Here is a 25,703-nt window from a genome sequence, read left to right on the forward strand (position 1 = left end):
TGGACAACGCTTATCAAGTTAATGGCGATCCGGGGACAATTTCAGTTTACCGACAGTCGATGACCGGACGCGTCCGGTCTTTGAAAGGCTGGAATCGCAAGGCTGGCCAACATCCCCACGATTTGAAAACCGTCGCCGAAGGCGGCCGCCGCAAACTGCATATCGGACCTGACCATGGACACTGAAAAGACTGCTGAGACGAAGAAGATCACGCGGGTCCGCTACCGCAGGGCAATTCTTCTGGGGTGTACGGCGCTGGTCGTATCCATGCCCGATCTGGCTTCGGCGCAGCAAGCGGCAACGGGGGAAACGACCACGGTGCTCAAGACCATCACGGTCAATGGCTCCGGCGGAAGCGACGACGATTCCAAATCAATCGTCGCAACGCGCACAACCGGCGGCGGCAAGATGGCGGCGGATATCATGGACACGGCAGCTTCCGTATCGGTGATCACTGCCAAGGAAATGCAGGAACGTAACGCCCAGACTGTCGAGCAGGTTCTGCAATATACGGCAGGCGTGTCCACCAATTTCTACGGATCGGATGATCGGTTCGACTTCTTCCAGATACGCGGCTTCGACGCCAACACCTATCGCGACGGGCTTACGCTTGGCCGCCCCTTTGGGGGTGTGCGGGAGGAGCCCTATGCATTCGAACGTATCGAAGTGCTGAAAGGCGCCAGTTCCACGGCCTTCGGTGTTTCCGATCCCGGCGGCATGGTCAACTATGTGACCAAGCGACCGAAAACGGAGCGCTTCGGCGAAGCTTATGTTACGGGCGGGTCCTTCAATCATAAGGAAGTCGGCTTCGATTTCGGCGATAATTTGACCGGCGATGAAACGCTTTCCTATCGCCTTACCGGCAAGTTCAAGGATGCCGATGCCGAATATGATTATTCGCGCGATGATGAAAAGTTCATCATGGGCGGCCTGACCTGGCGTCCGAGCGATGCGACCAATCTGACGGTGATCTTTGATCATCTTCACCGTAATGGCGTGCCCGGAAGCGGGGGCCATCCGGTCGGCACCAATTTCAGCAGAAGCCGCTTTTTTGGAGAGCCTGACTTCAATTATCGCGGTACCGACCGGAATACCGTCAGCGCCATGTTCGATCATGACTTCGGCAATGGCCTGACGTTGAGCGCAAACGGACGTTACAGCAATCAGGATACCGATTTCGGCTATGCCTATATTTCTGCGACGCCGACCGATGGCTCAACGATTGCCCGGCGCGATTTCTTCGGGAACGAATCCTCGGCCGAGAATTTCGTGGGCGATGTGAATCTCAAATATGAAACCAGCTTCGACCGGTTTGAAAGCCGGACGATGGCGGGCATCGAGTACAACAATTATTCGGCGACCAACAAGACACTCTGGGGTCCAGCACCAGGCATAGACTGGACCAACCCGGTCTTTACCGGTGCCCCGGTTGGTCTGCCGCTCATCGGCAATACGTCGACCCGGCAGAAGACCAGGGCAATCTATTTCCAGGAAGATTTGACATTCGCAGAAAAGCTGATCGCCAGTGTTGGCCTGCGCAATGATTGGCTCGACCTGTCGCAGACGAACAATCTCAGCAACAAGACGACAGATGGTGATCTGAGCGAGTTCACCAGCCGCTTCGGCCTCACCTATCGGGTGACCGATGAATGGGCGGTTTATACGAGCTATGCTGAATCGGTCGCGCCCCCGGCCATCGGCGTCGATCCTGAGCGGGGTGAACAGATCGAAGTCGGGGTGAAATACCAGCCGACCGCATTTCCGGCCCTGTTCACCGCTTCTGTTTACGACCTGACCAAGAACAATATTTCGGTCAACGATCCCATTACGCTTCAGCCATCCACGATTGGCGAAGTTCGCGTTCGCGGTATCGATCTGGAAGCCAAGGCCGAGCTGACGAACAATCTCAACCTGATCGCGGCCTATTCCTATATGGACCCGGAGATCGTCGAGAACGGCACTGGCGGCAATGAGGGCAACCGTCCGCAGTTTGTTTCCAAACACCTTGCGTCGCTTTGGGCGAACTACAAGATCGAGGGCAGCGGTCGTCGTGGCGACATGACGTTCGGCGTTGGTGGCCGCTATATCGGCGCCTATTACTTTACGCCGGACAATACGTCGGGCACGAGCGGTAATGTGGTGTTCGACGCCGCGTTTACCTATGAGTTTCTCGATAACTCGGCGTTGCAGGTCAATGTCAGCAACCTGTTCGACAAGAAATATGTCGCCTATGGCGGCTTTGGAGCGGATTTCTACAATCCGGGCCGGGAGATCACCGCGACGCTGCGCCGAACGTGGTGAGTGAGCGGTTCCGTCAGTAAAGGCAGCGGAGCCTCAACCGGGAACAGCTAGCGTTTGGACTGGAAACGCCGCCACGCGGCAGGCGTTTCACCAACGACCTGCCGGAAAGCCTTGGTTAGATGGGCCTGATCGGTAAAACCGAGCTGGGCCGCGATGCCGGCGACAGTCATGTCGCTTTCCGCCAGCAATTGCTGCGCCCGATCGATGCGCTTCGCCATCTGCCATTGCAATGGTGTCTTGCCGGTCGTCTGCTTGAAGACATTGGCGAACCAGCTTTCCGACAGACCGACGGCTGCGGCCATTTCGGCAACACTCAACCGGCGGTCGCTGCAGCTGTCGAAACGCGCATTGAGCCTGTTCATCTGCGCCATGGTTAGGCGTCCATAACCCTGCCTGTTGTCTTCCCCGGGTATATCGAGAAGGCCGGTCAGAATGCTGCCAATGAGGTTTTCAGCATAAAGCCCGTGTTTCGTTGGATTGGCTGTCTCGTCGACGATCAGGCGGGCAAGCGTTTCTATGGCGCCGAGGTCCTGAATTTCCACCGGGCTGCGCATGGCGGCCATCGCCATGGATGCACCAAGCGTGGGGCTCAGATATTTGAGCAGCCGGTCCTTGTGGAAATGCAGGTTCAGATGTGAAAAACGGTGGAGCGAAACGGTATTCGTCCACATCGGGACGCCAGCGGGGATGTAGATCGCCCGCGTCATCGGGCGATGGTGCTGGGAGCGGTGATGCTGGGTAAAGACACCGCTATCGTTCGATATGCGAATGTTGGACGAAACATCCTGGAAGAAAATCATGATGCGGGGATCGTGCGACAGGAAATAGCCGTTGGCTCCCGTCTGGCTTTCAGCCTCCCAATAGACGCTCACCAGCCCATCCAGCACACGCCATTGAACCGGCGCAACCACCCGGATGCCTTCGGCCTGCCAGATCATCGAATGCCAGAAGCCCAAAACGTTCCGATCCGTGTGCGCAGCGTTTCGTTGAAATTCCGGCTCGTCTGCCGGAAGTGTTTCGTGGATATGCGCCAACATATCAATGCATTAATATGACTAAAATTATCATCTTTTGCGGCTATGGCAAGCCAATTCTACCGAAAATGCTGTGAGGCGTTGCCCCTCATTTCACTCCAGGTCTTCCTGCTCGAAATGCTGGCTCACGTGAATATCCGTTGTTTCCAGACGTCCGGGGCCGAGATTGACGAATTTGTGCGGTATGTTTGCCGGACCGAATACAACCTGGCCTTCTGATACCTCCATCTTTTCGTCGCCGACCATGAACAGCGCATTTCCCTGACGAACGATGAAAATCTCGTCATAAGGGTGCTGGTGCAGTTTGGGACCATGCCCGACAACATCGGTCGAGAAGAATATGATCGACGCATCGGTACCAAATCTCTTGCCTTCGACGCGGCCGGACCACGCATCGTCGCGCCTCGCCCAGTCTTCTCTTTTCAAGACAACGGCTTGTTTCGTCAAAATGGTTCTCCCGGCTTTTCGATGCGCTTGAATTTCGACCCTGCTGTTGCAGCATGTCCCCGTAGGGAAGGAAGGTCAGATTCTAACGAGGCCGGAGCGCTTCAACAAGCCCATCAGGATCAGCGGCAGAAGTGTGGTGATAAGGATGGCGATGAATGCCATGGCCATGCCGAGCCCGACAGAGCCCTGCTCGAACTGACGCCAGATGAAGATCGAGATTGTCTGCATGCCGACCGGAGCGACCAGTATGGATGCGACCAGCTCACGCGTGGCAATGGCAAAGACGAGCAGCATGGCCGTTATGAGGCTTGGCGCGATCAGCGGCAGCATGATGCGCCGGAAAGCTGTGAAGCTGTTTGCGCCGCACACACGCGCCGCGGCTTCCAGATTGTCGCCGATCTGGTGGAAGGCAGCGGATGCATAGCGGATCGGCTGCGGCAGAAGAATGCAGCAATAGGCAAGCAGCAGGATCAGCGGTGTGTTGTAGGGCGAGACGGGCAGGGCGGGCTGGTTCCAGGCCAGAATGAGTCCGACCGCGACGACGACGCCGGGCAAGGCATTGGGCAGGACAGTCAGTATGTCGAGCCAGAAGCGCCCGCGAAAACGCATCTTCACGACGGCATAGGCGGCGACCGCGCCGAGAAGCCCGGTCAGGAGAGCGCTTGCGACGCCGAGCGAGAGGCTGTTGACGAGCGCGCGCATGCCGCCTGCGCTGTTTTCGGCAATGGCGGCAAAATTGTCGAAGCCGAGGTTCGACGGCACCAGCCCGCCGGATACGGTCTTGGAAAGAGCGGTCGCCAGAATGGCCAGCAGGGGAACGCCCGTTGCAGCGAAGGCAACGAGGGCGAAGAGAGCGACCACGGGAATGGTGAGCGCTCCGAGCGGACGCTTGTCCTTTGCCTGTGGCTTGCCGCCGGTCGTCACATAGGACCGGCGCGTCAATATCCAGCGTTGGACCAGAAAAGCCGCCAGCGACAGGCAGACGAGCGCCAGCGAAAAGACGGCAGCACCCGCAAGGTCGATGGGCCAGTCGGAAATGCGAAGATCGATCTCCGTCACCAGCACTTCAAAGCCGGAACGGCGTCCAAGGGCTGCCGGGGTGCCATATTCCTCGATGGCTGCGGCGAAAACGAGCAAAAGGCTTGCCGCAAGGCCCGGTGTCGCCAGTGGCAGGGTGATGCGGAAGAAGGAGCGCCACGGCGAGGCGCCGAACACGCGACCGACATCGGAATAACGTGCGCCGACCGCTTCAATCGTGCGCGATACCGCAAAATAGACGAGCGGAAACGTGTTCAGCGCCATGACGAAGCTCATGCCGGCGACCGAAAACAGAAAGGGCGCCAGATTGAAACCGATGAGTTGCTCGAGATAGCCGCGCGGTTGCAGCGTCATGATCCAGCCAAGCGTGGCGATATAGGGCGGGATCATGAAAGGCACGAGCATCAGCACGTCCCACAGGACGGCAAAAGGCACCTTGTAGAGCGCGCGGAAAACGGCGAGCGGAACGGCGATGAAGGCGGAAAGCACGACCACCGAAAGCCCCAGCAGCACTGTGTTGCCGCTCATGCGCAAAAGCTTCGGGTCTTCAAACAGGGCCGGGAGATGCAGGAAAGGCTCGGCCAGCGAGCCTCTCCCCAGTTGCGGAAAGACAGCCTGAAGAACGATGAAGACAAACGGTACCGCGACGATGAAAGCGAGCCCGGCAACCGCAACGAACCCGAGCGGATTGCGAGCCGCCGCACCGCCTGTCTTCATGTCTGTCTTCCCCTCAAATATCAGTTGCTGGCTGCGAAGGCGGCGCCGAATTCCTTCAGCGTCTCGTCGCGCTTGCCGTAGACTTCCTTGGCGTCGATCGGCAGGATTTTAAGATCGCCGATCAGCGGGCGATTGGCTGGAACATCGGTGCGAGAAGGCATCAGATAGGTGTCGGCAACCATTTTCTGGCCTTCGTCGGACAGCATGTAGTCGACGAACTGCTTGGCCTCATCCTGGTTCTTCGACCATTTGAGGATCATGGCGGGGCGGGGCGCGATCACTGTGCCGGATGCCGGGAAAATGACGTCGATGGATTCGCCCTTGGCCTTGCCGGCAAGCGAGATATAGTCGACGGCACCGAACACGGCGGCCTTGGCACCCTGAAGGACGGGGTTCAGAGCCTCTGCATTGGCACCGGCCACAGCCGCGCCGTTTTCATGCAGGTTCTTGAAAAGGTCCCAGCCTTGCTGGGCCTGAAGGGCGGCAACGAGCTCGAAGGTCGCGCCCGACTGCGCCGGGTCCGGCAGGTTGACCTGATCCTTGTATTCGGGCTTGGCGAGATCGGCCCATTCGGCAGGCTTCGGCGTCTTGCTCGCTGGGTTCCACGCGATACCGAGGGCGGAGACGCCCTGCGCGACCGCGGTTTCGTTCTTGAGGAAATCCGGTACTTTCTCCGCATTCGGGCTGGTATAGGCCACCAGCCAGTCGCGCTTGGCGAAGTCGGTTGCCGTGTCCCAGGACGCCGAAATCAGAACGTCGACAACCGGATTGGCGGCTTCCGCTTCGATGCGCGCCATGACCTTGCCGGTGGTTGCCTGAAAGACGTTGACCTTCGCGCCGGTCTTGGCGGTGAAGCCTGCCGCAAGCTTTTCGATCAGGCTGCCGGGACCAGCCGAATAGACGGTGATGTCTGCATGGGCTGCCGTGCTGGACAGCAAGGCGGTGACAAGCGCCAGCCCTGCGCCGAGAATGGATTTTTTCATCTGTCTCTCCTGAGATGTTGCCTGATGGAATGGTCCTATTTCGAAAACCAGCGCAGCTGGCTGGCATCGACCGAAATGCCGACCGGAACGCCGGGAGAAAGGCGGATATGGTCGAGATAAGTCAGTTCGTGACCGTCCTGCTGCGAACCGATGCGCACCGTGGTCAGGTGGCCGTCGCCGCGAAACTGCGAGCGCAGCACGGTTGCGGGAATTGCGGCTTCATGGACGGGAACGCTGCGCACGGAGCGCGACGGCAACAGCACATGGGTTGCCTGTCCGGCGGCGGAACCTTGGGCGATGTGGATTTCAGTGCGCGCGATCTTGTAGGCATTGTCGCGCTGTTCGACCGGTACGACACAGCCGAGCCGCAGGAAATCGGCGACCGCAGGTGTGGTCGGCTCGGCGACAAGCGCTTCAGGCGAAGCCAGCTGCTCGATCACACCGGCGCGCATGACAGCCACCTGATCGGCCAGGGAAAAGGCTTCGCTCTGGTCGTGGGTGACATAGATCGCGGTCAGGCCCAGATTGGCGACAAGCTGCCCGATCTCGGTGACCATGTTTTCGCGCAGTTCCCGGTCGAGATTGGAAAGCGGCTCGTCGAACAATACCAGTCCCGGTTCGGCAACGATGGCGCGGGCAATGGCGACGCGCTGCTGCTGGCCGCCCGATATATCGCTGATCGCACGCTCTCCAAATCCGGCCAGACCAACGCGGTCGAGTGCGGAGGCAACGCGCTTTTCCCGCTCCGCGCGGCCCAGCCCGCGCATTTCGAGCGGAAAGGACACATTGCCGAAAACGGTCATATGCGGCCAGAGCGCATAATCCTGAAACACCATGCCGAGATGCCGCTTTTCAGGCGGGACGAAAGTGCCCTTCCGGGCATCCGCGACGGTGATGCCGTTGATCGTGATCGATCCTTTCGTCGGGGCGAGCAGTCCGGCCACGAGGCGAAGCAGCGTGGTCTTGCCACAACCGGACGGCCCTAGCAGGGCGAGGGTCTGTCCTCGCGGCAGTGAAAGATCGATATTTTTCAATATCGTGGTCGGACCGTAGGCAAGATTCAGCCCCTCAGCCCGAACGGCAATATCCGCTTTTATATTAGAGGACTGTAACATTTTCCCGCAATCCAAATGACTTGGGAGCTTCTATTCGGATTGCGTGACAGTTGGATGACGTTGCGAAAGGGCGTCCTGCCGCCTGTGGGGAACCAATCGCCCCGGCATCGGTTTTTCTCTTCATGCGAAAAAGGAAGGGAAGACGATGAGATTTGGAAAACTCGCCCTGGGTCTGACGGGATTGGCCGCGGGATACGCGCTGACCCGGGCAAGCTCGCCGCAAATTCCACAGGGAATAGTCCCGGTTAAACCCTTCGATCTCACGCGCTATCTCGGCAAGTGGTACGAAGTGGGACGGCTTGAAAACCGTTTCGAGCGTGGTCTGACGCGCACGACCGCGGAATATTCGCTGAATCCCGATCAAACGGTGAAAGTGGTCAATCGCGGCTTCGATCCGTGGAAAGGTCGCTGGACGCAGGCCACCGGAACCGCGCGCTTTGTTCGGTCTCCCGACGAAGGCGCGTTGAAAGTTTCCTTCTTCGGGCCATTCTACGGCGGCTACAACATCATGGATATCGATGAAGGCGGCTATCAATGGTCGATCATTGTCGGCTCTACGCGCAGTTACTTCTGGGTGCTGTCGCGCGAGCCGGAGCCAAGCGAAGAGTTGAAGGCGCGTGCTGTCGCGCAGGCGTTGCTTCTCGGGATCAATTCCGACGCCATTTTGTGGGTGCCGCAGTAAATGCACAGCAAAAGGCCCGCCGAAGCGGGCCTTTTATTCTTGGCCTATGCCCCGTAAGGCACCCAGATATTTTTCACCTGCACAGCCCGCCGCAGATAATCACGGCCCTGTCCTTCGGCCCTGTTAAGCCAGTTGGGCAGGCGACCGTTGTTGGCCCAAGTGGCCTTGAGGTTTCCGGCTGAAGCCTTTTCGACCATGGCGCTGCCCTCGCGGGAACCGAAGTACCAGACAGCCGCAACATCGTCGTGTTCGGCCAGCGTCTTCGTCAGAAGGTCGCGTTCTCCGGTGACGATATTGACCACGCCGCCCGGCACATCGGACGTGTCGAGCACCTGATAGAAGTCGCCTGCGACCAGCGGCTGGCGGCTGGAAGGCACGACCACCGTTCGGTTGCCCATGGCGATTGCGGGAAGCACGAGCGAGACGAGCGACAGAAGCGGCGCTTCGTCCGGGCAGACGATGCCCATCACGCCCCACGGTTCGTTCATCGCCAGCGTTACATGGCGCGACTTGGTTGAGTGCACCGCCCCGTCGAACTTGTCGGCCTGCGCGGCATAATAGAAGATGCGGCGCAGCGCGGTTTCAAATTCCTCTTCCGCCTTTTTCTCGTTGACGCCGGTGCTTTCCATCAGTCGCGCCACGAAATCCGCCCGGCGCGCATCAAGGTTTTCGCCGAGATAATAGAGCACCTGCGCCCGGTTATGGGCTGTTGCTGCGCCCCAGCTTCCGGCCTTTGTCGCCGCTTCCACCGCGTTGCGAATGTCCTTGCGATTGCCGATCCCGGCCTGACCGATGACCGCGCCACCCTTGCCGATGACCGAATAGCTGTAGCCGCCATCGGGGCGCGCCTGCTTGCCGCCGATATAGTTCTTCATCGTGCGATCAATACCGTCGATAGCGACCTTGTCGTCACTGGCAGGCGAGGCCGATGGCACGAAGACTTCCGCAACCTCGGCCGGGGAGAGGGCCTTTTCCCAATCGGAGACAAGATATTCGTACATGCCCTCGCGTGCGCCTTCGCGGCCGAACCCGCTTTCGCGGTAGCCGCCGAAACCGGCTCCGGCATCCAGCATGTTGGTGCAGTTGATCCAGACGACACCGGCCTTCACCCGCGCCGCAAGATCGAGCGCGACATTGATGTTTTCAGACCAGATCGACGCAGCCAGCCCGTAGCGCGTATTGTTGGCAAGCGAGACGGCTTCGTCCGGGGTGCGGAAGGTCGTCGCCGCCGCAATCGGCCCGAAGATTTCCACCTGACACACGGTCGAGGCCTGATCCACTTCGGTGAAGAAACCGGGGGCGATGTAATTGCCCTTGGCTGGCAGCGGGTTCGGCGTCTGCCACAATTCGCCGCCTTCCTCGATGCCCTTCTGGATAAGATCGAAAATGCGCTTCACCTGACCGGGCGAGACGATGGCCCCGACATCGGTCGATTTGTCGAGCGGATCGCCGACCCACAAGCTTTCGAGGCGCTTTTTCAGCTTGGCATAAAAACGCCCGGCAATGCCTTCCTGCACCAGCAGCCGTGATCCGGCGCAGCACACTTCGCCCTGATTGAACCAGATGGCATCGACCACACCCTCGACCGCGGCATCGAGATCGGCATCTTCAAAGACGATGAAGGGCGACTTGCCGCCCAGTTCCAGCGACAGTTTTTTGCCCGAACCTGCGATCTGCTCGCGAATGACGCGGCCAACCCGCGTCGAGCCGGTGAAGGCAACCTTGTCCACCCCGTCGTGGCCGCAGATTTCCGCGCCGGTGGTGCCATCGCCCTGCACGATGTTAACGACACCTGCGGGCAAGCCGACTTCGTGGCAGATTTCAGCAAAGGCAATGGCCGAAAGCGGCGTCAGATCGGCAGGTTTCAGAACCACCGTGTTACCGGCGGCCAAAGCGGGTGCGATCTTCCAGGCAAGCATGAGAAGCGGGAAATTCCACGGAATGACCTGACCGCAGACGCCGACCGGCGAAAAGCCCTTGAACTCATCTTCCACCATCTCGGCCCAGCCCGCATGATGGTAGAAATGGCGGGCGGCGAGCGGAATGTCGATATCGCGGGTTTCGCGGATCGGCTTGCCATTGTCCATGGTTTCCAGCACGGCCAGAAAGCGCTCGCGCTTCTGGATATGGCGCGCGATGGCATAGAGATATTTCGCACGCTCGTAGCCCGACAGCTTGGACCATTTGCCGAAAGCGGCGCGGGCGGCCTTTACCGCCTGATCGACATCATCCGCATTGCCGCAGGTGATTTCTGCGAGCTTGTCGCCATTGGCCGGATTGGCGACGGCGATCGCCTTGCGGCCTTCCGGCTTGACAAAGGCTCCGTTGATATAGTGGCCGAAAGAACGGCCATGCTGTTCCAGCCACAGGTTCACATCGCCGTTTGCTTCGGGTGAAGGTCCGTATTCCATGGTCTTGAGAATGTCCTTGATGGGTCGCATTCTGAAAATCCTCTAAGCATTTGCAGCCAAATGGAGCTTTTGGCGTCGCAGAAATGCGATAAACTTTATGCAGCAGCGTGACGGTTGGCGGCGGAGTAGCGCCCGGTCACGAAGTGCTCCAATTGCCGTTCGATATCTCCAAGCATCGATGATGCGCCGATGCGGAACAGATCGGGTTCCAGCCAGCGATTGCCGAGTTCTTCCTTCATCAGGGTGAGCCAGGCGAGCGCATCCTTGGCGCTCTTGAGGCCGCCCGCAGGCTTGAAGCCGACGCTCTGGCCGGAAAGCGCGCCATAATCGCGCAGCGCCCGCACCATGGTCAGGCTCACCGGCAAGGTGGCGTTGACATCTTCCTTGCCGGTCGAGGTCTTGATGAAATCCGAACCCGCCTGCATCGCCACCATCGAGGCGCGATAGACATTTGTGAGCGTGTTGAGATCGCCGGTGGCGAGGATCGCCTTCATATGCGCATCGCCGCAGGCTTCCCGCATGGCGGCAATCTCGTCGTAAAGGGCTGACCAGTTCTGCGTCAGCACGTGCTCGCGGGTAATCACGATGTCGATTTCATGCGCGCCCTGTTCCACCGCATAGGTGATTTCGGCAAGGCGCAGCGGCAAGGGGGTCAGACCGGCAGGAAAGCCCGTCGCCACCGAGGCGACCGGAATGCCGGAACCTTCAAGCGCTTTCACGGCGTGCGGAACCATGGTCGGATAAACGCAGACCGCACCGGTGGTGATGCCTGCATCCGCGAGGCCCAGCGCTTCCAGAATATCCTCGCGTACCGGACGGCGCGCCTTGGCGCAGAGCCTGCGCACGCGGCCCGCCGTATCGTCGCCGGCGAGCGTCGTCAGGTCGATGCACTGGATGGCGCGGATGAGCCACGCCGCCTGATATTCCTTCTTCACCGAACGGCGGGCGCTGATGGTGGCGGCGCGGCGCTCGGAGGCGCTGCGATTGACGGACACGTCCTCAAACCAGTCCGGCTTGAGCGGTGTCCCGTTATTGCGGGGGAGGGCTTCGGTCATTTCATTGTCCGTTCATGGGTTCAGTTACGATCAGGCGCGTTCGGTCGAGGGGGCGTGATCGCGGCAGAACGTTTCGAATTCTTCCTGGCTGGCATAGGCTTTCTGCGTGCCGGACCGGGTGATGGAATGGGCCGCATACAGGGCGGCCTTGCGAAGCGAGGCCTCCACATCGCCGGTCCCGGCGTAAAACCGGGCGAAGGAGCCGATAAAGGCATCGCCTGCGCCAGTCGTGTCCTTCGGCGTGACCTTGACTGGCGGAATATTGACGATTTCGCTTGCCGTAATCATCCGCGCTCCGCGTCCGCCGAGCGTAACGATGACGGTGCGGATGCCACGCGCGATGAGCGAACGCGCTGCGCTGACGATTTCATCGTCCGTCCCGGTCGGCAGGCCGGAGAGGATTGCCAACTCGCTCTCGTTCGGCACGAGAAAGGTCACCTGCCGGATCAATTCGGGATCGAGATCGGCGGCGGCAGGGGCCGGGTTCAGGATGGTTTCAATGCCATTTTCTGCAGCAAAGGCGATGGTGTGATAGACGGTCTCGACCGGAACTTCCATCTGCATGAGAATAAGGCCGCAAGCTTTCAGATCGTTGGCAGCCTTGTCGACTTCGGCGGGCAGAAGATCGGCATTGGCGCCCTTGACGATGAGGATCGAGTTTTCACCCGAGGGTTCGACGAAGATTGGGGCTACGCCGCTCGATTTGCCGGGGACCTTGCGCACATGGCGCGTATCGACGCCGAACTCATTCAGGTTGCGGATGGTGCTGTCGGCGAAAATATCGTCGCCCACCCGCGTGACCATCATCACATCCGCGCCAAGGCGCGCGGCGGCGACGGCCTGATTGGCGCCCTTGCCGCCGCAGCCGATTTCAAATGTCGGGGCTTCCAGCGTTTCGCCGGGGCCGGGCATACGGTTCACATAGGTGATGAGGTCCACCATGTTGGAGCCGACCACTCCGATCTTTCTGGTCATGAGACGTTCCTTTGAAATTTCAGAGTGCCTTGATCGTGGCTTCAAACTGTTCGGCGGCTGTCGTATCGAGATAGCCGACGCGCACGGGAAAGACGGCGCGCTTACCCGGTGCCAGCACCTGCACATTGTTCTTGGCTTTTTCGGCCAGATAGCCTTCCGGCTCGCAGGTCGAGGGCAGGGCAAAGGCTGCAACCTGCGCGTCTCCGTTCACGAGAATCCAGCGCACGGTTTTTGGGAAGATTTCGGTCGGGTAGGAAATGCCAAATCCGTCGCCCTCGGGAAGCTGCATCATCAGATGTGTGTTGCCATCGGCATCTTTCGGCAAGCCGCGAATATAGAAGACCTGCTCGGGATCGTAGCGCTCCGGTTCATCCAGCACTTCCATCGCGGCCGGGTCGGAGGCCAGTTCGTCGATCAGCGACAGGTAATCGTCGTTGGGCGTAACGTGGCCGGGAACGGCGGTGCGCACCTGCACGTGATCCGGCGTATAGGGCACCGGCTGCACGATCCGCGCGCCTTCCGCATAGGCGAAATTGACGTGGCACATATACATCAGCTCCATAGGAGCGGATGAAAGGTTCTCCACGTCCATGGTGATGTCGAACAGCGTTTCATCGGCATGAAGCCGCACGCTTGGCCGTGCCAGATAATGCGCGCCGAAGCCCATTACATATTCGTATTCGCCGGTGATCTCGACAAAGACGCCGCGCGCGTCATGACCAAAGAGAAGGCCCGCCTTGTCCATCTTTGCGCAGGCCATTTCGCCATGCAGAAGATGATTGTCCTGAGGCGAAGGACAGCCATTGCGCAGGATGCCGCTGTGGAACGCAAAGCAGCCATAGGTTTCCACGATGGTGGTTGCCGGGCGCGGCATGGAGAAGCTGTTGCCCATGGTGAGGTCCACGCCGTCGAATTCAGCCCCCCAGATCATCTGGCCCATGAAGGGCAGCACGATGATGTTGCCGCGCTCGTTCTCGACCAGCAGGGCCTCTATGCCGCTTGGATAGCGAAAGGCGGTGACGCTGAGGCCATAGGTGTTGGCGATCACATGCGGCTGCTCGACAAAATCCTGGCGGCGAAGATGAAATTCGATGTCCGGCCCGATATTTTGCATAGGGATCACCTGCCCTGATTGCGCGATGCGTTGATCGCGATGACGAGAATGAGGAAAGCGCCCCAGATGAAATCGATGAGATGGTTGGAGAACCGCATCATCTGGAAGCCGGAGGAAAGCAGCATCAGCGCCACGAGCGCGATGGCGATGCCCAGCACCCGCCCCTTGCCGCCTGCCGGATTGGTGCCCCCGAGAACGGCGATCAGCACGGCTTGCAGCAGGTAGGACGCGCCATAGTCCGACTTGGCGGCGTTGGTGCGGCCCGAGAGGATGATCCCGGCTATGGAAGCCAGAACGCCGGTGAGCATGTAGGAGTAAAGGATCATGCGCTCCTTGCGGATGCCGGCAAAGACGGCAGCCCGGGGATTGGTGCCGATCAGCATGAGATTGATGCCGAGCGTCGTGCGCGTCAGGAGAATTGCCACGACGATGCACACCGCGATGAACAGAAGGAAAGGCGTGGCGATGCCGAACAGATTGCCGTTACCGACCCAGTTCCACGCATCGGGGAAGCCGACGATGGCAGGCCCGCCGGTCAGAACCAGGGCAAGCCCCATCAGCACCTGTCCGGTGCCGAGCGTGGCGAGGATCGGCGTGATGCGCAGCCTGGCTATGAGGAGGCCGTTGACCAGCCCCGACACAAGCCCGACCAGCAGTGCGAGCAATATGCCGATGATGGTGTAGAACAGCATCCCCGAGCCGGAGGCCTGTGCCGCCTGCACCATGGAGGAGTGAAAATAAACCCCGGCCACGATGCCCGCCAGATTGGCGATGCCGACCACCGAAAGATCGATGCCGCCCGTCAGCATGGCAATCATCATGGCGACGGAGAGGATGCCCAGCTCCGGCATGATGTAGCTGATGGATTCAAAGTTGTAATAGCGCAGGAACTTGTCCGGATTCATCCAGGTCATCAACGCAAAGACCAGCACGGTGATGACGATGAGCTGGATGATATTGCTGTCTCCGCCAAGGATGCGGCGCATGTCGGAAGACTGTTTCATGTCGCTTGTCTCCTCAGGCGATGCTTTTGCGGTCACGCCATGCGGTGATGGCGGTGGCAACGATGATGATGAGACCCACCACGACGCGCTGCCATGTGGTGTCGACCTTCATGATGATGAGCGAGTTCTTGACCATGACGAGCATGAAGACACCCATCAGCGTGCCGAGAACGGTGCCGCGTCCGCCGAAGATCGACGCGCCGCCCAGAACCACGGCTGCGATCACGTCCAGCTCAAGCCCGACGAAATCACGCGGATTGGCAAGCCAGATCATCGAGGAATGCAGAAGGCCCGCGAAGCCTGCGAGCGCCCCGGCCACGCAATAGACGAAGAAGATGGTGCGGCGGGTATTGAAGCCGACGCGCTTTGCCGCTTCCGGCGATCCGCCATAGGCATAGACGCTGCGCCCGATCATCGTATAGTTGAGGATCAGGTGGATCAGCAGCGCCAGCGCCAGATAGACGAGGAACATCGCGGTCAGGCCGAAAGCCGTGCCGGAGGCCGATGTCAGCGAGATCACATCGGTCTTGCCGAATGCGATCAGTTCCTTCGGCATCTTGTTGATGTTGACGATGCTGGTGCCGACAAGGCCCAGCACCAGTCCGCGCACGATGGAGCCTGTGCCGAGCGTGACGATCAGCGGGATCATCTTGAAGCGATGGATGATCAGGCCGTTGAAAGCGCCGAGCAGCAGGCCGATCAGCGTTGCCGCGACGAAGGGAATGAACACGCCGTCATAGCCGAGATAGACCATGGCGCGGACTGTCAGATACATGGCCGCGATGGCAAAGGCGGTGAAGGAAACATCGATGCCGCCGGAAATCATCACAAGCAACACACCGAGCGCCATGATGCCGATCACGACATTGGAACGCAGGAGGCCGAAGATATTGTCCAGCGACCAGAATGCCGGATTGATGAGGCCGATAATGACCATCGCCGCGAACAGGACGCAGGCAATGATGAATTCGGTACTGCGGAAGAATTTCATTTGCCGGCTCCTCAATTCAGCGTCTTGAGCCGGTCGTTGACGGCATCTTCGGTCATGGTTTCACCGGAAAGCTCATCGACGAAACGCCCGCGATGCATCACCAGCACACGATTGCAGTTCTGCACCAACTCGGGCACGTCATCGGAAATCATCAGGACGGCGAGCCCTTCATCGCGCGCGAGCTTGCGGATGATGTTGTGGATCTGCGCCTTGGAGCCGACATCGACACCCACGGTCGGCCCATTGAGGATCAGCACCTTGGCGCCGGTCAAAAGCCAGCGCGCCAGCACCACGCGCTGCGCATTGCCGCCCGACAGGTGGTTGACTGGCGTATGCGGGCCGGGGGCCACGATGTGCATTGCCGAAAACATGTCGCGGGTCGTGGTGTCCGCCTTCGCGCGGTCTATGAAAAGGCCGCGCACGAATTTCTCGATCGAGGTCACGATGATGTTGCGCTCGATCGATTGCGCCAGGAACAGGCCTTCCGTCAGGCGGTCTTCCGGCACATAGGCGACGCCGCAGGCGATCCCTTCCTGCACGGTTTTCGGGTGGACCTGCCTGCCGTCGATACGCACGGTGCCGGTGAAATCCGGCTTCATGCCGAAGAGAGCCAGCGCGAGCTCCGTGCGGCCCGAACCGATCAGCCCGGATATGCCGACGATCTCGCCTGCATGGAGGGTGAGGCTGGCATTGTCCACGGAACCGGGAACGGAGAGATTGGCGATTTCCAGCGTCGGATTGGCCGAAGCGCCTTCACGCGGGGTCCAGTGATAATGGTCCGATGTGAGTTCCTGGCCGGTCATGGCGCGTGTGATCGACGGCTCGTCGAAATCGGAAATCGGGCCTTCGGCAACTTTCCTGCCGTTGCGGAAGACGGTCAGCCTTTCGCTTATTTCCAGCATCTCGCGCATCTTGTGGCTGACGAAGAGCACCGCGATGCCCTGCGTCTGAATATCGCGCACGATCCTGAACAGCGCGTCCACCTCATGCCGCGTCAGTGCGGTTGTCGGTTCGTCCATGATGATGAGCCGGGCGTCGGCCATGACGGCGCGCGCAATCGCCACGATCTGCTTGCCGGAAGTGGGCAGGCTGTCCACATCCGCATCGAGGTCGATGCTGACGCCAAGCCGGTCCAGTGCCTTCTGCGCCAGTTCGCGCACCCGCTTCCAGTCGACGCCCTTGCGGCCTTCGATCAGAAAAGTATTGATGGCCAGATTTTCGGCAACGGTCAGGTTCCCGAACAGCGAGAAATCCTGATAGATCACCTGGATGCCATGATGAACCGACTTGACGGGATCGAGCTTGCCGACAGGTTTGCCGTCGATCAGTATCTCGCCGTCTTCCGGCGTGTAGACGCCCGACATGACCTTGATGATGGTAGATTTGCCGGAGCCGTTCTCGCCTGCCAGACAGTGGATTTCGCCGGGCTTGATGGCAAAGGAAACGTCGTCCAGCGCCCTGACGCCACCGAAACGTTTCCCGATATGGCGCAGTTCGATCAGGTTTTCACTCATGAGGGGCCTCGTGCAAGGCTGGAATGCGATTGGCAGGGTGGGAGGGGCATGAAGCTCCTCCCGTCAAGCGCGTTTCGATATGATTGAATCAGATCGGCGCTCCATATGTTTGTTTAGACGCGCATCTATTCCGAAAACCGTTTCACACTTTTCGGGATGCGCTCTAAACATCCATGGATATCAGAAGTCGTACTTATCCATGTTTTCCTTGGTCACACCGACCCAGCCTGCGCCATAGAGCAGGTTCGGCTTGGCGGCATCCGGCGCCAGCAGGCTTTCATAGCCCGGCAGACCCAGATTGAGACCGGCCTTGATCTGGTCGTTCTTCTTTTCAAGCGCTGCGACGGCCAGCATGTTCATGGCATAGCCTGCAACGGCAGGGTCCCAGAACTGGATGTACTGAATGTCGTCATTCTTCAGATATTCGCCAGCCACCGAAACGAGGCCCGTGCCTGCGAAGAAGACCTTGCCCTTGAGACCGCCTTCGGCGATCAGGCGTCCGGCTCCGGCAGAGGTCGGCATCGGCGCGCCGAGAATGCCCTTGATGTCCGGATAGGCGGTCATCGCTTCCTTGAGCTTGTTATAGTCGGTGTTGGCGTCGTCATAGGTTTCGAGGCGGCCGGTTGCCTCTGCCATTTCCGGGAAATTCGCCTTCTGGTATTCGACGGCACCGTCGATCCATTCCATCTGCGACTTGGAGGTCAGGCTGCCTACGGTCGTGACATACTTGCCCTTGCCGCCCATCGACTTGCCCAGTTCCTTCATGAGGTTGGCGCCATAGGCCTTGTTGTCGAAGGCTTCGATGTCGTAGTCGACGTTCTGGATGTTGGATGCTTCATGGCTGATGACCACGATGCCGCGCTCGCGCGCCTTCTTCAGAACCGGCTCCACTGCTTCGACCGAGAACGGCACGATGGCAATAGCGTCAACGCCCTGCGCGATCAGGTTTTCGACAATCTGCACCTGTGCCGCGGCGTCCGCCTGGCTCGGGCCGACCATCCAGACGTCATTGCCGGTATCGGCCTTGAACTGGTCCACGCCATCGCGCATGCGGTCGAACCATGCAATGCCGTCCACCTTCACGACCGTCGCGATGGTGTACTTCTTGTCATTGGCCGTGGTGATGAGTTCCTTGTTGATCTTCGACGTATCAACGACGCCTTCCGCGAAAGCGTGCGGAACGGCAACGGACATGGCAATCGCCACGGATGCTAGAAATTTTTTCACCGGTTTTTCCTCCCTGGGAATTCCTTGGCCGTCTGCCTCGGTGGCTCCGACAGGCTCAACTGTTGCTGCGCCGGTGCACCCGGAACGGTGGGTGCACCGGCGTTCTCCTCCATGCCCGGCTTCCCGGCCGGGCGAAAATCAATCTGTTTTCCCGCCTGTTTGACGCTGCGAACCGAATTCTGTCCGGCGCGCGCAAAACCCTGTTGTCATATCCTCCCGACAATGCGAATTATAATGTTATAATCCGATCATTATGTTTGGATCGTTTCACATTTATGTTCGGCCTGTCAAGATCGAAGGATCGTAATTGCGTGAAATGTGAGGGACGTATAAACGGATGAGCAGACTGCAAGAATTGGGGACAGTGTGAGCAGAATCAGCCGAAAAGAAGAGCGCATCGCTGAACTGGCGGCATTGGTCGATGAAGTCGGCGTGCTTCGTCTGCGCGATGCGGCAGCGCGCCTCGGCGTTTCGGAAATGACGATCCGCCGCGATATAGGCAGCGACGGCGCAGCGCTCAATTGTTTGGGTGGTTACATTATCCCCACACAAGACGGTGCCAACGGCGATTATGTCTTCGATTTTGAAAAGGACAGCCATGCCGGCGCGAAAGCGCAGGCTTGCGCCGCAGCCGCTGCTTTGATCGAACCCTATGATACGGTTTTCATCGATTGCGGCACGACGATGCCGCATCTTGCTCACCGCATTCCGCAGAACCAGCACATCACCGTCGTCTGCTATGCGCTCAACATCGCCGAAATCCTGTCGCAGCGCGGCGATGTGCGCCTCATCGTTCTGGGCGGGCTTTACCACCCGGAGGCGGCATCGTTTTCGGGCGATGAGGGGATCGATGTGCTGAAGCGCGTCAACATCAACAAGGCTTTTCTGTCCGCCGGCGGGGTCGATGAACAGCACGGGGTCACGTGCTCGCACTTCCACGAAGTGCCGATCAAGCAGATGGCCATGCAACGCGCCGTCGAGAAACATCTTGTCGTCGACAAGAGCAAATATGGCAAGGTCCGTGCCGCCCGTTTCGCGGGCATGGCTGATTTCACCTCGATCGTCTCGGGCTAGCTCAACCTTCCCGCTTCAACAGACCTTCCAGGAATGTCCGGAACGCCTTCACCGCGCGCTTTGACGTGGCTTCGGGATCGTCGGAATTGGCGATCCACTGCGCCGCGCTGCTGCTTGCCGCGTTGATCAGCCGTGCGGCGGCTTCCGCGTCGATATCGATGATGACGCCTTCCTCGCGCAAGGCATCGAGGCTTGTGGTGATCGTGCGGATGCAGCCATTGGCGCTCGGCCAGCAGGACGGATCGCCAAACACCGCCGGTCCGTCGCGGAACATGATGCGCTGGATTTCAGGTTCCAGCGCCATTTCGATATAGGCGACATTCTCGTCGACAAAGCCCTGCCAGCGGTTGGGCGCCTTCGCCGAAATCGTGCACAGCCGCGCGGCCATCTCGCAATCGATTTCGTTGATCACGGCCTGCAGAAGACCCTTCTTGTCGCCGAAATGATGGTAGAGCGCGCCCCGCGTCAGACCGGCGGAGGCGGTAAAGTCATCCATCGAAGCTTCGGCATAGCCAACGGTGCCGAAAGCCTTGCGGCCCGCAGCCATCAGCTTCGCCCTTGTTTCGGCAATCATTTCGCTGCGAGGTTTACGCATCGTCGCTCCATTTATTCAGATACGCTGCGTATATTAGTTGACATACGCCGCGTATCAATTATTTAATTAACATACGGACCGTATGCAAGTGATGCAATTTCCCCTTTCAAGGACCCACTCCGATGTCCAATCCATATAGAGAGATTTTCAGCGCGCCCGGCGCTGTCGGCTTTTCGGCGGCTGCATTCTTCGCCCGTCTTCCCATTGCGATGGCGCCTGTCGGCATCGTAGCCATGCTCGCGCAGACCCATGGCGAATATTGGCTGGCGGGCGCGGTCTCCGCCACCTTCGCGCTGACGAATGCTTTTGTGTCGCCGCAGATTTCGCGCCTTGTCGACCGTTACGGACAAAGCCGCATCGTCATGCCCGCCACCATCGTTTCGGTGATAGCCTTCGTCTTCCTGCTCATAGCTACCAATCAGGGTTGGGCCAACTGGACCCTGTTCGCCTCGGCGTTCTTTGCCGGCGTCATGCCCAGCATTCCCGCGATGGTGCGGGCAAGATGGACTGAAATTTTCCGCAATCGTCCCGAGCTGAACACCGCTTTCGCGTTTGAATCTGCGGCTGATGAGCTGGTCTATATTTCCGGTGCCTCCCTTTCCGTGGCCCTGGCGGTTTCGCTGTTTCCCGAAGCTGGAATGCTGATCAGCACGGCCTTCCTCGCCGTGGGGACGGTTGCCTTCCTCCTGCAGCGTTCCAGCGAGCCGCCGGTTCGTGCGCTCGACCGGAACCACCCGCAACGTTCGGCGATCTGGTCGCGTCCCGTGCAAATCATCACGCTTGCTCTCATCTTCGTCGGCTCGACCTTCGCAACGGCTGAAGTCAGCGCCGTGGCGATCACGCGTGAGCTTGGCGAGCCCGGCGCCGCCAGCATCGTCATCGGTGTCTATGCCATCGGTTCGTTTCTTGTAGGGATAACGCTTGGCGCATTGTCGATCCGCATTCCATTGCAGCGCCAGTTGCTGATCGCCGTCAGCGTCCTTGCCCTGACTGCGCTGCCGCTGCCCTTCGCCGGTACATCAACCGCGCTTCTGGCAACGGCGGTGTTCGTCAGCGGTGTTGCGATTTCCCCGACATTTATCACGGCCTTCGGCCTGATCGAACGCCGCGTGCCCGAAGCGATGCTGACCGAAGGCATCACCTGGGTCATGACTGGCATTGGCATCGGCATGGCGCTCGGGGCCTTCGTTTCCGGCTGGGTGGTCGACAATTTCGGTGCCGGGAACGGCTTCTGGGTTTCGGTCGTGGCGAGCCTCAGCGCAATGGCCGTCGTCGCGCTTGGTCAGGCCAGCCTTTCCGCTGCGACGGAAACCGCCGAATGCGATGCGCTATGCGCTGCCGAAGCGGCGGAATGACGCCATAAGGACGAGCGGGTAACGCCCGCTCGTCAATCTCCATAGATACGCTCTTCCATGGGCGTGGAAGCGATCAGCCCCTTCAGTCCGGCAAGCATGGCTTTCTCGGCCTTGTTGAGATTGGTTTCCGGATTGTGGATCAGGAAAACATCGATGGCGGGCGGGTTTTCATAGGGTGGCAGGCGCCAGAGAAGACCGTCATCGATCTCGCGCCGGGCCACGTGCAGCGGCAGCGGGCCGATGCCAAGGCCCGTGATGATCATGCGGCGCACTTCCTCAAGGCTCGATGACGTGCCGACCACCTCCGGCGAAAGCCGCGCCTCGCTGCGCAGGAGAGCGACAGGTCGCAGCGCGTCGGCGATATGGTCGGTCTGGAACGACACGGACGGCTCCCCCTTCAGATCGGCGAGCGTCAGTCCCGACTGGCCGAACATGCGATGGCGGGGGCCGCAGAAAAAGCCGAAGAACTCCCGATAGACCATCGTGTAGTCCAGCGCCGGATCGCGATTGCTTACCAGCCCCAAACCGAAAGAGGCGCGCTTCTCGCGCACCAGCCGGGCGACTTCGGTGCTGGCGGATACGTTGATCGTCAGGGTCGCGCGCGGATGCTGTTCGTGAAAGAGCGCAAGCGCCTGATCGAAGATCGGCGAGATAATGTGGCTCGCAACCGATATGGTGACATGGCCGGTCACATCGTCTCCCACCCCGCGCACCAGCTGCGGCAATTGGGAGATGGCGCCGAAGACCTCGATGCTCTGCTCATAAAGAAGCTTGCCGACTTCCGTCAGTTCAAAATGGGTGGCGTCCCGCTCCACCAGCCGCTGGCCGATGCGGTCTTCCAGACGGCGCAAGGCATTGCTTACGCTCGGCTGTTTGAGGTTGAGGCGTTCGGCTGCGCGGGTGATGCTTTTCACCTCGGCGATCACCACGAAACTGCGCAGCAGGTTCCAGTCCAGATCCCAGACAAGACGCTCGGGCCGATGTAACGACATGGCTTTATCCATTCATGAAATCTATGCAATCCATTCCCATTATCTATTTGCGAAATGAATCCATAAAAGCAATCATGAATATTGAGGGGCAGAAACAAGCCTCAAGAAAAACAAACAAGAGGAAGTCGGGAACAAGATGTTTAACAGATTCACGGGTTTCATTGCCGCTGCCGCGATTGCCGCCACCGCAGTTTTTGCAGTTGCGCCCGCACAGGCGGATGATCTTGAAAAGATCAAGGCATCGGGAGAACTCAAGATCGCCATGAGCGGCCAGTATCCGCCGTTCAATTTCGTCAATGAGAAGAACGAGGTCGTGGGCTTCGATGCGTCCATCGGTTCGGCCATTGCCGAACGCATGCAGTTGAAGCCGCAGCTCATCACCACAGCATGGGACGGTATCGTCGCAGGTCTCCGGGCGGGCAAGTTCGACACGGTGGTCGGCTCCATGACGATCACTCCGGAGCGCGAGAAGGCGGTGGACTTCGTCGGACCCTATTATCACGCGGGCCGCGCGGTTTTCGTGAAGGAAGACTCTGCCGTGCAGAAGCTCGATGATCTCAAGGGCAAGACGCTGGGCGTGACGCTTGGCGAAACCCACGAGAAATGGGCGCGCGAGCAGGGCGGCTGGACCATCCGCACCTATAAGGGCCTGCCGGAACTGATGCTGGAGCTGAATTCGGGCCGCGTCGACGCCATCGTCGTCGATAATATCCCGGTCATGGTGGCGATCAAGGAAACCGGGCAGAAGGTCCGCAAGCTCGATACGCCGGACATCGAAGGCGGCAGCGTCGCCATCGGCATCGCCATCCGCAAGAACAATCCGGAACTGAAGGCAGCGATGCAGAAGGCCCTCGACGAGATCATGGCCGACGGCACCTACGAGAAGATCTCGATGCAGTGGATCGGCAGCGACATCCGCTGACATGCCGTCATCCCGGCCCGGCAATTGTCCGGGCCGGCTGAGAACCGATTGACCGGAGTTTTCCGATGGATTTTGCGTTGATGCAGCGCGTCCTCCCGTTTTTTCTGGAGGCGGCATGGGTGACTGTGCAAATTTCCGCGCTGGCCCTGATCCTGGGCCTTGTGGTGGCTGCAATACTCGTGGCGGGCCGCCTTTCCCGCTCCCCCATTCTGCGCGGGCTGGCGGCGGCCTATGTCAGCGTCTTTCGCGGCACGCCCTGCCTGGTGCAGCTCTTCATTCTCTATTTCGGCGGCCCGCAGGTGGGCATCAATCTGGAGCCGTTTGCCGCCGGTGTCATCGGGCTGGGACTGAATATCGGCGCCTATATGTCGGAATCGATCCGCGGCGCGATCCAGAGCGTTGATCGCGGACAGACGGAAGCCGCGCGCTCCGTCGGTTTCGGACGCGGCCAGACCATGCGTCTCGTCGTGCTGCCGCAGGCGGCTCGCCTGATGATCCGCCCGCTTGGCGTCAACGCCATCGCTCTCTTGAAAGGCTCGGCGCTGGTTTCCACCATTTCGGTGGTCGAGCTGACCTATACCGCGCAGCGCTTTATCGGCTCGACCTACAAGCCGTTCGAGATTTTCGGCGTCGCCGCCATTCTCTACATGATCATCATCTATGTCGTGGCGCGCGGGGTCGATTTTCTCGACAAGCGCTTTGCGGCGCAGTGAGGGAGGACTGGATGCAGGCTCTCGATTTCAGCATCGTCACTCCCTATACCGATCTGCTTCTGACCGGCCTCTGGTGGACGCTGGTTCTGACCGTGGCTTCGGCCTTCCTGAGCTTCGTGCTCGGCATCGCATTTGCGCTGGTGGTGCTCTATGCGCCCGCAATCCTCGCCTGGCCGGTGCGGTTCTTCATGTGGCTGTTCATGGGAACGCCGCTTCTGCTGCAACTGTTCCTGATCTATTTCGGGCTGGTGCAGATCGGCATCGATATTCCGGCCCTTGGCGCGGGCATCATCGGCCTCAGCCTGCATTTCGCGGTCTATAATGCCGACATCATCCGCGCAGGCATCGTGGCTGTCGATCCCGGCCAGATGGAAGGCGCCCGTTCCATCGGTTTCAGCCACGGACAGGCCTTGCGCTATGTCGTCATTCCGCAGGCGATCCGCAACACCATCCCGCCGATCGGCAACAACATGATCGTTCTTCTGAAGGACACGTCGCTGGTTTCGATCATCGGCATTGCGGAACTGGTGCACAGCGCCCAGCTTGCCATCAGTGAAACCTTCAGCCCGTTTGAATTCTATATCACCGTCGCGGCCATCTATTACGTGGTCAATCTCGTGCTCGAGGCTGGTCTGCGGCGCATTGAAAGAAAAGTGGAGGTCACGCGATGAGCAGCTCCAAATCGGCAAAACCGATGGTCGAAGTGAAGGGCGCCCGCAAGGCCTACGGCGCGCTGGAAGTATTGAAGGGCATAGACCTTTCAGTGGCGCGGGGCCAGATCGTTGCCATCATCGGCCCCAGCGGCTCCGGCAAGAGCACGCTCCTGCGGTCGATCAACCATCTGGAAACGCTGAATGGCGGCGAGGTCTGGCTGGACGGCGTGCAGGTCAACCAGCCGCTGGCAGGGCAGGCGTTCGAAAAGCACATCAATGCGGTGCGCCAGCAGATGGGCATGGTGTTCCAGCACTTCAACCTGTTCCCGCACCTGACCGTGCTGGAAAACATCACGCTCGGCCCGATCAAGCTCAAGGGCATGGGCAAGGACGCGGCGCGCACGCTGGCGCTGGAGCTTCTGTCCAAGGTCGGGCTTGCCGACAAGATCGACGTCTATCCCTCGCGCCTGTCGGGCGGGCAGAAGCAGCGTGTGGCAATCGCGCGTGCGCTCGCCATGCAGCCGAAAGTGATGCTGTTTGACGAGGCAACTTCGGCGCTCGACCCCGAGCTGGTGGACGAAGTGAATGCCGTCATGAAACAGCTTGCCGCCGAACATATGACGATGCTGATCGTCACGCACGAGATGCGTTTTGCAGGCGAGGTTGCCGACCGCATCCTGTTCATGGATGGCGGCGTGGTCGTGGAAGAAGGGCCGCCGGACCAGATACTCAGCAACCCGGTGCAGGAGCGTACCCGCTCCTTCCTCAAGAAATATCTGGCTGCGTGAGGT

General features: G+C 59.7%; 23 protein-coding genes. 8 read left to right on the top strand and 15 right to left on the bottom strand.

Annotated features, from left to right (window positions below; translation table 11 throughout):
• Positions 1-174 precede the first annotated feature (174 nt).
• Positions 175-2,301, top strand: a complete 2,127-nt coding sequence (locus ACOWVS_RS00100) for a TonB-dependent siderophore receptor (protein WP_006468292.1) — start codon at positions 175-177, stop codon at positions 2,299-2,301.
• A gap of 47 nt (positions 2,302-2,348) precedes the next feature.
• Here the strand turns inward: ACOWVS_RS00100 and ACOWVS_RS00105 are convergent, their stop codons facing one another.
• The 5 genes from ACOWVS_RS00105 to ACOWVS_RS00125 form a co-directional block, all read right to left on the bottom strand.
• Entirely contained in the window at positions 2,349-3,257 is a 909-nt protein-coding gene (locus ACOWVS_RS00105; protein ID WP_198510844.1) for a helix-turn-helix domain-containing protein, read from the bottom strand.
• A gap of 171 nt (positions 3,258-3,428) precedes the next feature.
• A complete protein-coding gene (locus ACOWVS_RS00110) occupies positions 3,429-3,782 on the bottom strand; it encodes a cupin domain-containing protein (RefSeq protein ID WP_006468293.1) in 354 nt (117 codons plus the stop codon).
• 75 nt (positions 3,783-3,857) lie between these two features.
• Positions 3,858-5,537, bottom strand: a complete 1,680-nt coding sequence (locus ACOWVS_RS00115) for an ABC transporter permease (RefSeq protein WP_006468294.1) — start codon at positions 5,535-5,537, stop codon at positions 3,858-3,860.
• 20 nt (positions 5,538-5,557) lie between these two features.
• A complete protein-coding gene (locus ACOWVS_RS00120) occupies positions 5,558-6,520 on the bottom strand; it encodes an ABC transporter substrate-binding protein (protein WP_006468295.1) in 963 nt (320 codons plus the stop codon).
• Between the two features lie 35 nt (positions 6,521-6,555).
• Complete coding sequence (locus tag ACOWVS_RS00125) at positions 6,556-7,635, bottom strand: ABC transporter ATP-binding protein (protein ID WP_006472053.1); 1,080 nt, start codon at positions 7,633-7,635, stop codon at positions 6,556-6,558.
• A gap of 145 nt (positions 7,636-7,780) precedes the next feature.
• Between ACOWVS_RS00125 and ACOWVS_RS00130 the strand changes: the two genes are divergently transcribed.
• Complete coding sequence (locus tag ACOWVS_RS00130) at positions 7,781-8,317, top strand: lipocalin family protein (protein WP_006468297.1); 537 nt, start codon at positions 7,781-7,783, stop codon at positions 8,315-8,317.
• 44 nt (positions 8,318-8,361) lie between these two features.
• Here the strand turns inward: ACOWVS_RS00130 and ACOWVS_RS00135 are convergent, their stop codons facing one another.
• From ACOWVS_RS00135 to ACOWVS_RS00170, 8 genes are all read right to left on the bottom strand, one after another.
• Complete coding sequence (locus tag ACOWVS_RS00135; RefSeq protein WP_006468298.1) at positions 8,362-10,758, bottom strand: aldehyde dehydrogenase family protein; 2,397 nt, start codon at positions 10,756-10,758, stop codon at positions 8,362-8,364.
• 65 nt (positions 10,759-10,823) lie between these two features.
• Entirely contained in the window at positions 10,824-11,783 is a 960-nt protein-coding gene (gene deoC, locus ACOWVS_RS00140) for a deoxyribose-phosphate aldolase (RefSeq protein WP_006468299.1), read from the bottom strand.
• Between the two features lie 30 nt (positions 11,784-11,813).
• The gene (rbsK, locus tag ACOWVS_RS00145; RefSeq protein WP_025092120.1) at positions 11,814-12,758 is read right to left on the bottom strand and encodes a ribokinase; all 945 of its coding nucleotides are present in this window, start codon (positions 12,756-12,758) and stop codon (positions 11,814-11,816) included.
• A 19-nt stretch (positions 12,759-12,777) separates the two neighbouring features.
• A complete protein-coding gene (locus tag ACOWVS_RS00150; protein ID WP_006472054.1) occupies positions 12,778-13,872 on the bottom strand; it encodes an aldose 1-epimerase family protein in 1,095 nt (364 codons plus the stop codon).
• A 5-nt stretch (positions 13,873-13,877) separates the two neighbouring features.
• The gene (locus ACOWVS_RS00155; RefSeq protein WP_006472055.1) at positions 13,878-14,876 is read right to left on the bottom strand and encodes an ABC transporter permease; all 999 of its coding nucleotides are present in this window, start codon (positions 14,874-14,876) and stop codon (positions 13,878-13,880) included.
• 13 nt (positions 14,877-14,889) lie between these two features.
• Entirely contained in the window at positions 14,890-15,867 is a 978-nt protein-coding gene (locus ACOWVS_RS00160; RefSeq protein ID WP_006472056.1) for an ABC transporter permease, read from the bottom strand.
• A gap of 11 nt (positions 15,868-15,878) precedes the next feature.
• Entirely contained in the window at positions 15,879-17,381 is a 1,503-nt protein-coding gene (locus tag ACOWVS_RS00165; RefSeq protein ID WP_075041576.1) for a sugar ABC transporter ATP-binding protein, read from the bottom strand.
• A 180-nt stretch (positions 17,382-17,561) separates the two neighbouring features.
• Complete coding sequence (locus ACOWVS_RS00170) at positions 17,562-18,608, bottom strand: autoinducer 2 ABC transporter substrate-binding protein (protein WP_006468304.1); 1,047 nt, start codon at positions 18,606-18,608, stop codon at positions 17,562-17,564.
• Between the two features lie 366 nt (positions 18,609-18,974).
• On the opposite strand from ACOWVS_RS00170, the gene ACOWVS_RS00175 reads away from it, so the two are divergent.
• Entirely contained in the window at positions 18,975-19,682 is a 708-nt protein-coding gene (locus ACOWVS_RS00175) for a DeoR/GlpR family DNA-binding transcription regulator (RefSeq protein ID WP_006468305.1), read from the top strand.
• Between the two features lies 1 nt (position 19,683).
• Here ACOWVS_RS00175 and ACOWVS_RS00180 read toward each other — a convergent pair whose 3' ends face one another.
• The gene (locus tag ACOWVS_RS00180; protein WP_006468306.1) at positions 19,684-20,277 is read right to left on the bottom strand and encodes a TetR/AcrR family transcriptional regulator; all 594 of its coding nucleotides are present in this window, start codon (positions 20,275-20,277) and stop codon (positions 19,684-19,686) included.
• 122 nt (positions 20,278-20,399) lie between these two features.
• Here ACOWVS_RS00180 and ACOWVS_RS00185 point away from each other — a divergent pair, with 122 nt between their 5' ends.
• Positions 20,400-21,632 (top strand): MFS transporter, encoded by a 1,233-nt coding sequence (locus ACOWVS_RS00185; protein WP_025092119.1) that lies wholly within the window; start codon positions 20,400-20,402, stop codon positions 21,630-21,632.
• Positions 21,633-21,664: 32 nt separating this feature from the next.
• Here the strand turns inward: ACOWVS_RS00185 and ACOWVS_RS00190 are convergent, their stop codons facing one another.
• Positions 21,665-22,624, bottom strand: a complete 960-nt coding sequence (locus ACOWVS_RS00190; protein ID WP_006468308.1) for a LysR family transcriptional regulator — start codon at positions 22,622-22,624, stop codon at positions 21,665-21,667.
• Between the two features lie 136 nt (positions 22,625-22,760).
• On the opposite strand from ACOWVS_RS00190, the gene ACOWVS_RS00195 reads away from it, so the two are divergent.
• The 4 genes from ACOWVS_RS00195 to ACOWVS_RS00210 all read left to right on the top strand — a co-directional run bounded on the left by ACOWVS_RS00195 (position 22,761) and on the right by ACOWVS_RS00210 (position 25,700).
• Entirely contained in the window at positions 22,761-23,546 is a 786-nt protein-coding gene (locus ACOWVS_RS00195; protein WP_021585454.1) for an ABC transporter substrate-binding protein, read from the top strand.
• A 65-nt stretch (positions 23,547-23,611) separates the two neighbouring features.
• Positions 23,612-24,259 (top strand): amino acid ABC transporter permease, encoded by a 648-nt coding sequence (locus ACOWVS_RS00200; RefSeq protein ID WP_006468310.1) that lies wholly within the window; start codon positions 23,612-23,614, stop codon positions 24,257-24,259.
• A gap of 11 nt (positions 24,260-24,270) precedes the next feature.
• Positions 24,271-24,930 carry an amino acid ABC transporter permease gene (locus ACOWVS_RS00205; RefSeq protein WP_006472058.1) on the top strand — a complete coding sequence of 220 codons (660 nt, stop codon included), beginning with the start codon at positions 24,271-24,273 and terminating at the stop codon, positions 24,928-24,930.
• 23 nt (positions 24,931-24,953) lie between these two features.
• Positions 24,954-25,700 carry an amino acid ABC transporter ATP-binding protein gene (locus ACOWVS_RS00210; RefSeq protein ID WP_006472059.1) on the top strand — a complete coding sequence of 249 codons (747 nt, stop codon included), beginning with the start codon at positions 24,954-24,956 and terminating at the stop codon, positions 25,698-25,700.
• The last annotated feature ends 3 nt before the right edge of the window (positions 25,701-25,703 follow it).

The organism is Brucella sp. IR068, assembly GCF_049065885.1.
Taxonomy (GTDB): domain Bacteria; phylum Pseudomonadota; class Alphaproteobacteria; order Rhizobiales; family Rhizobiaceae; genus Brucella; species Brucella intermedia.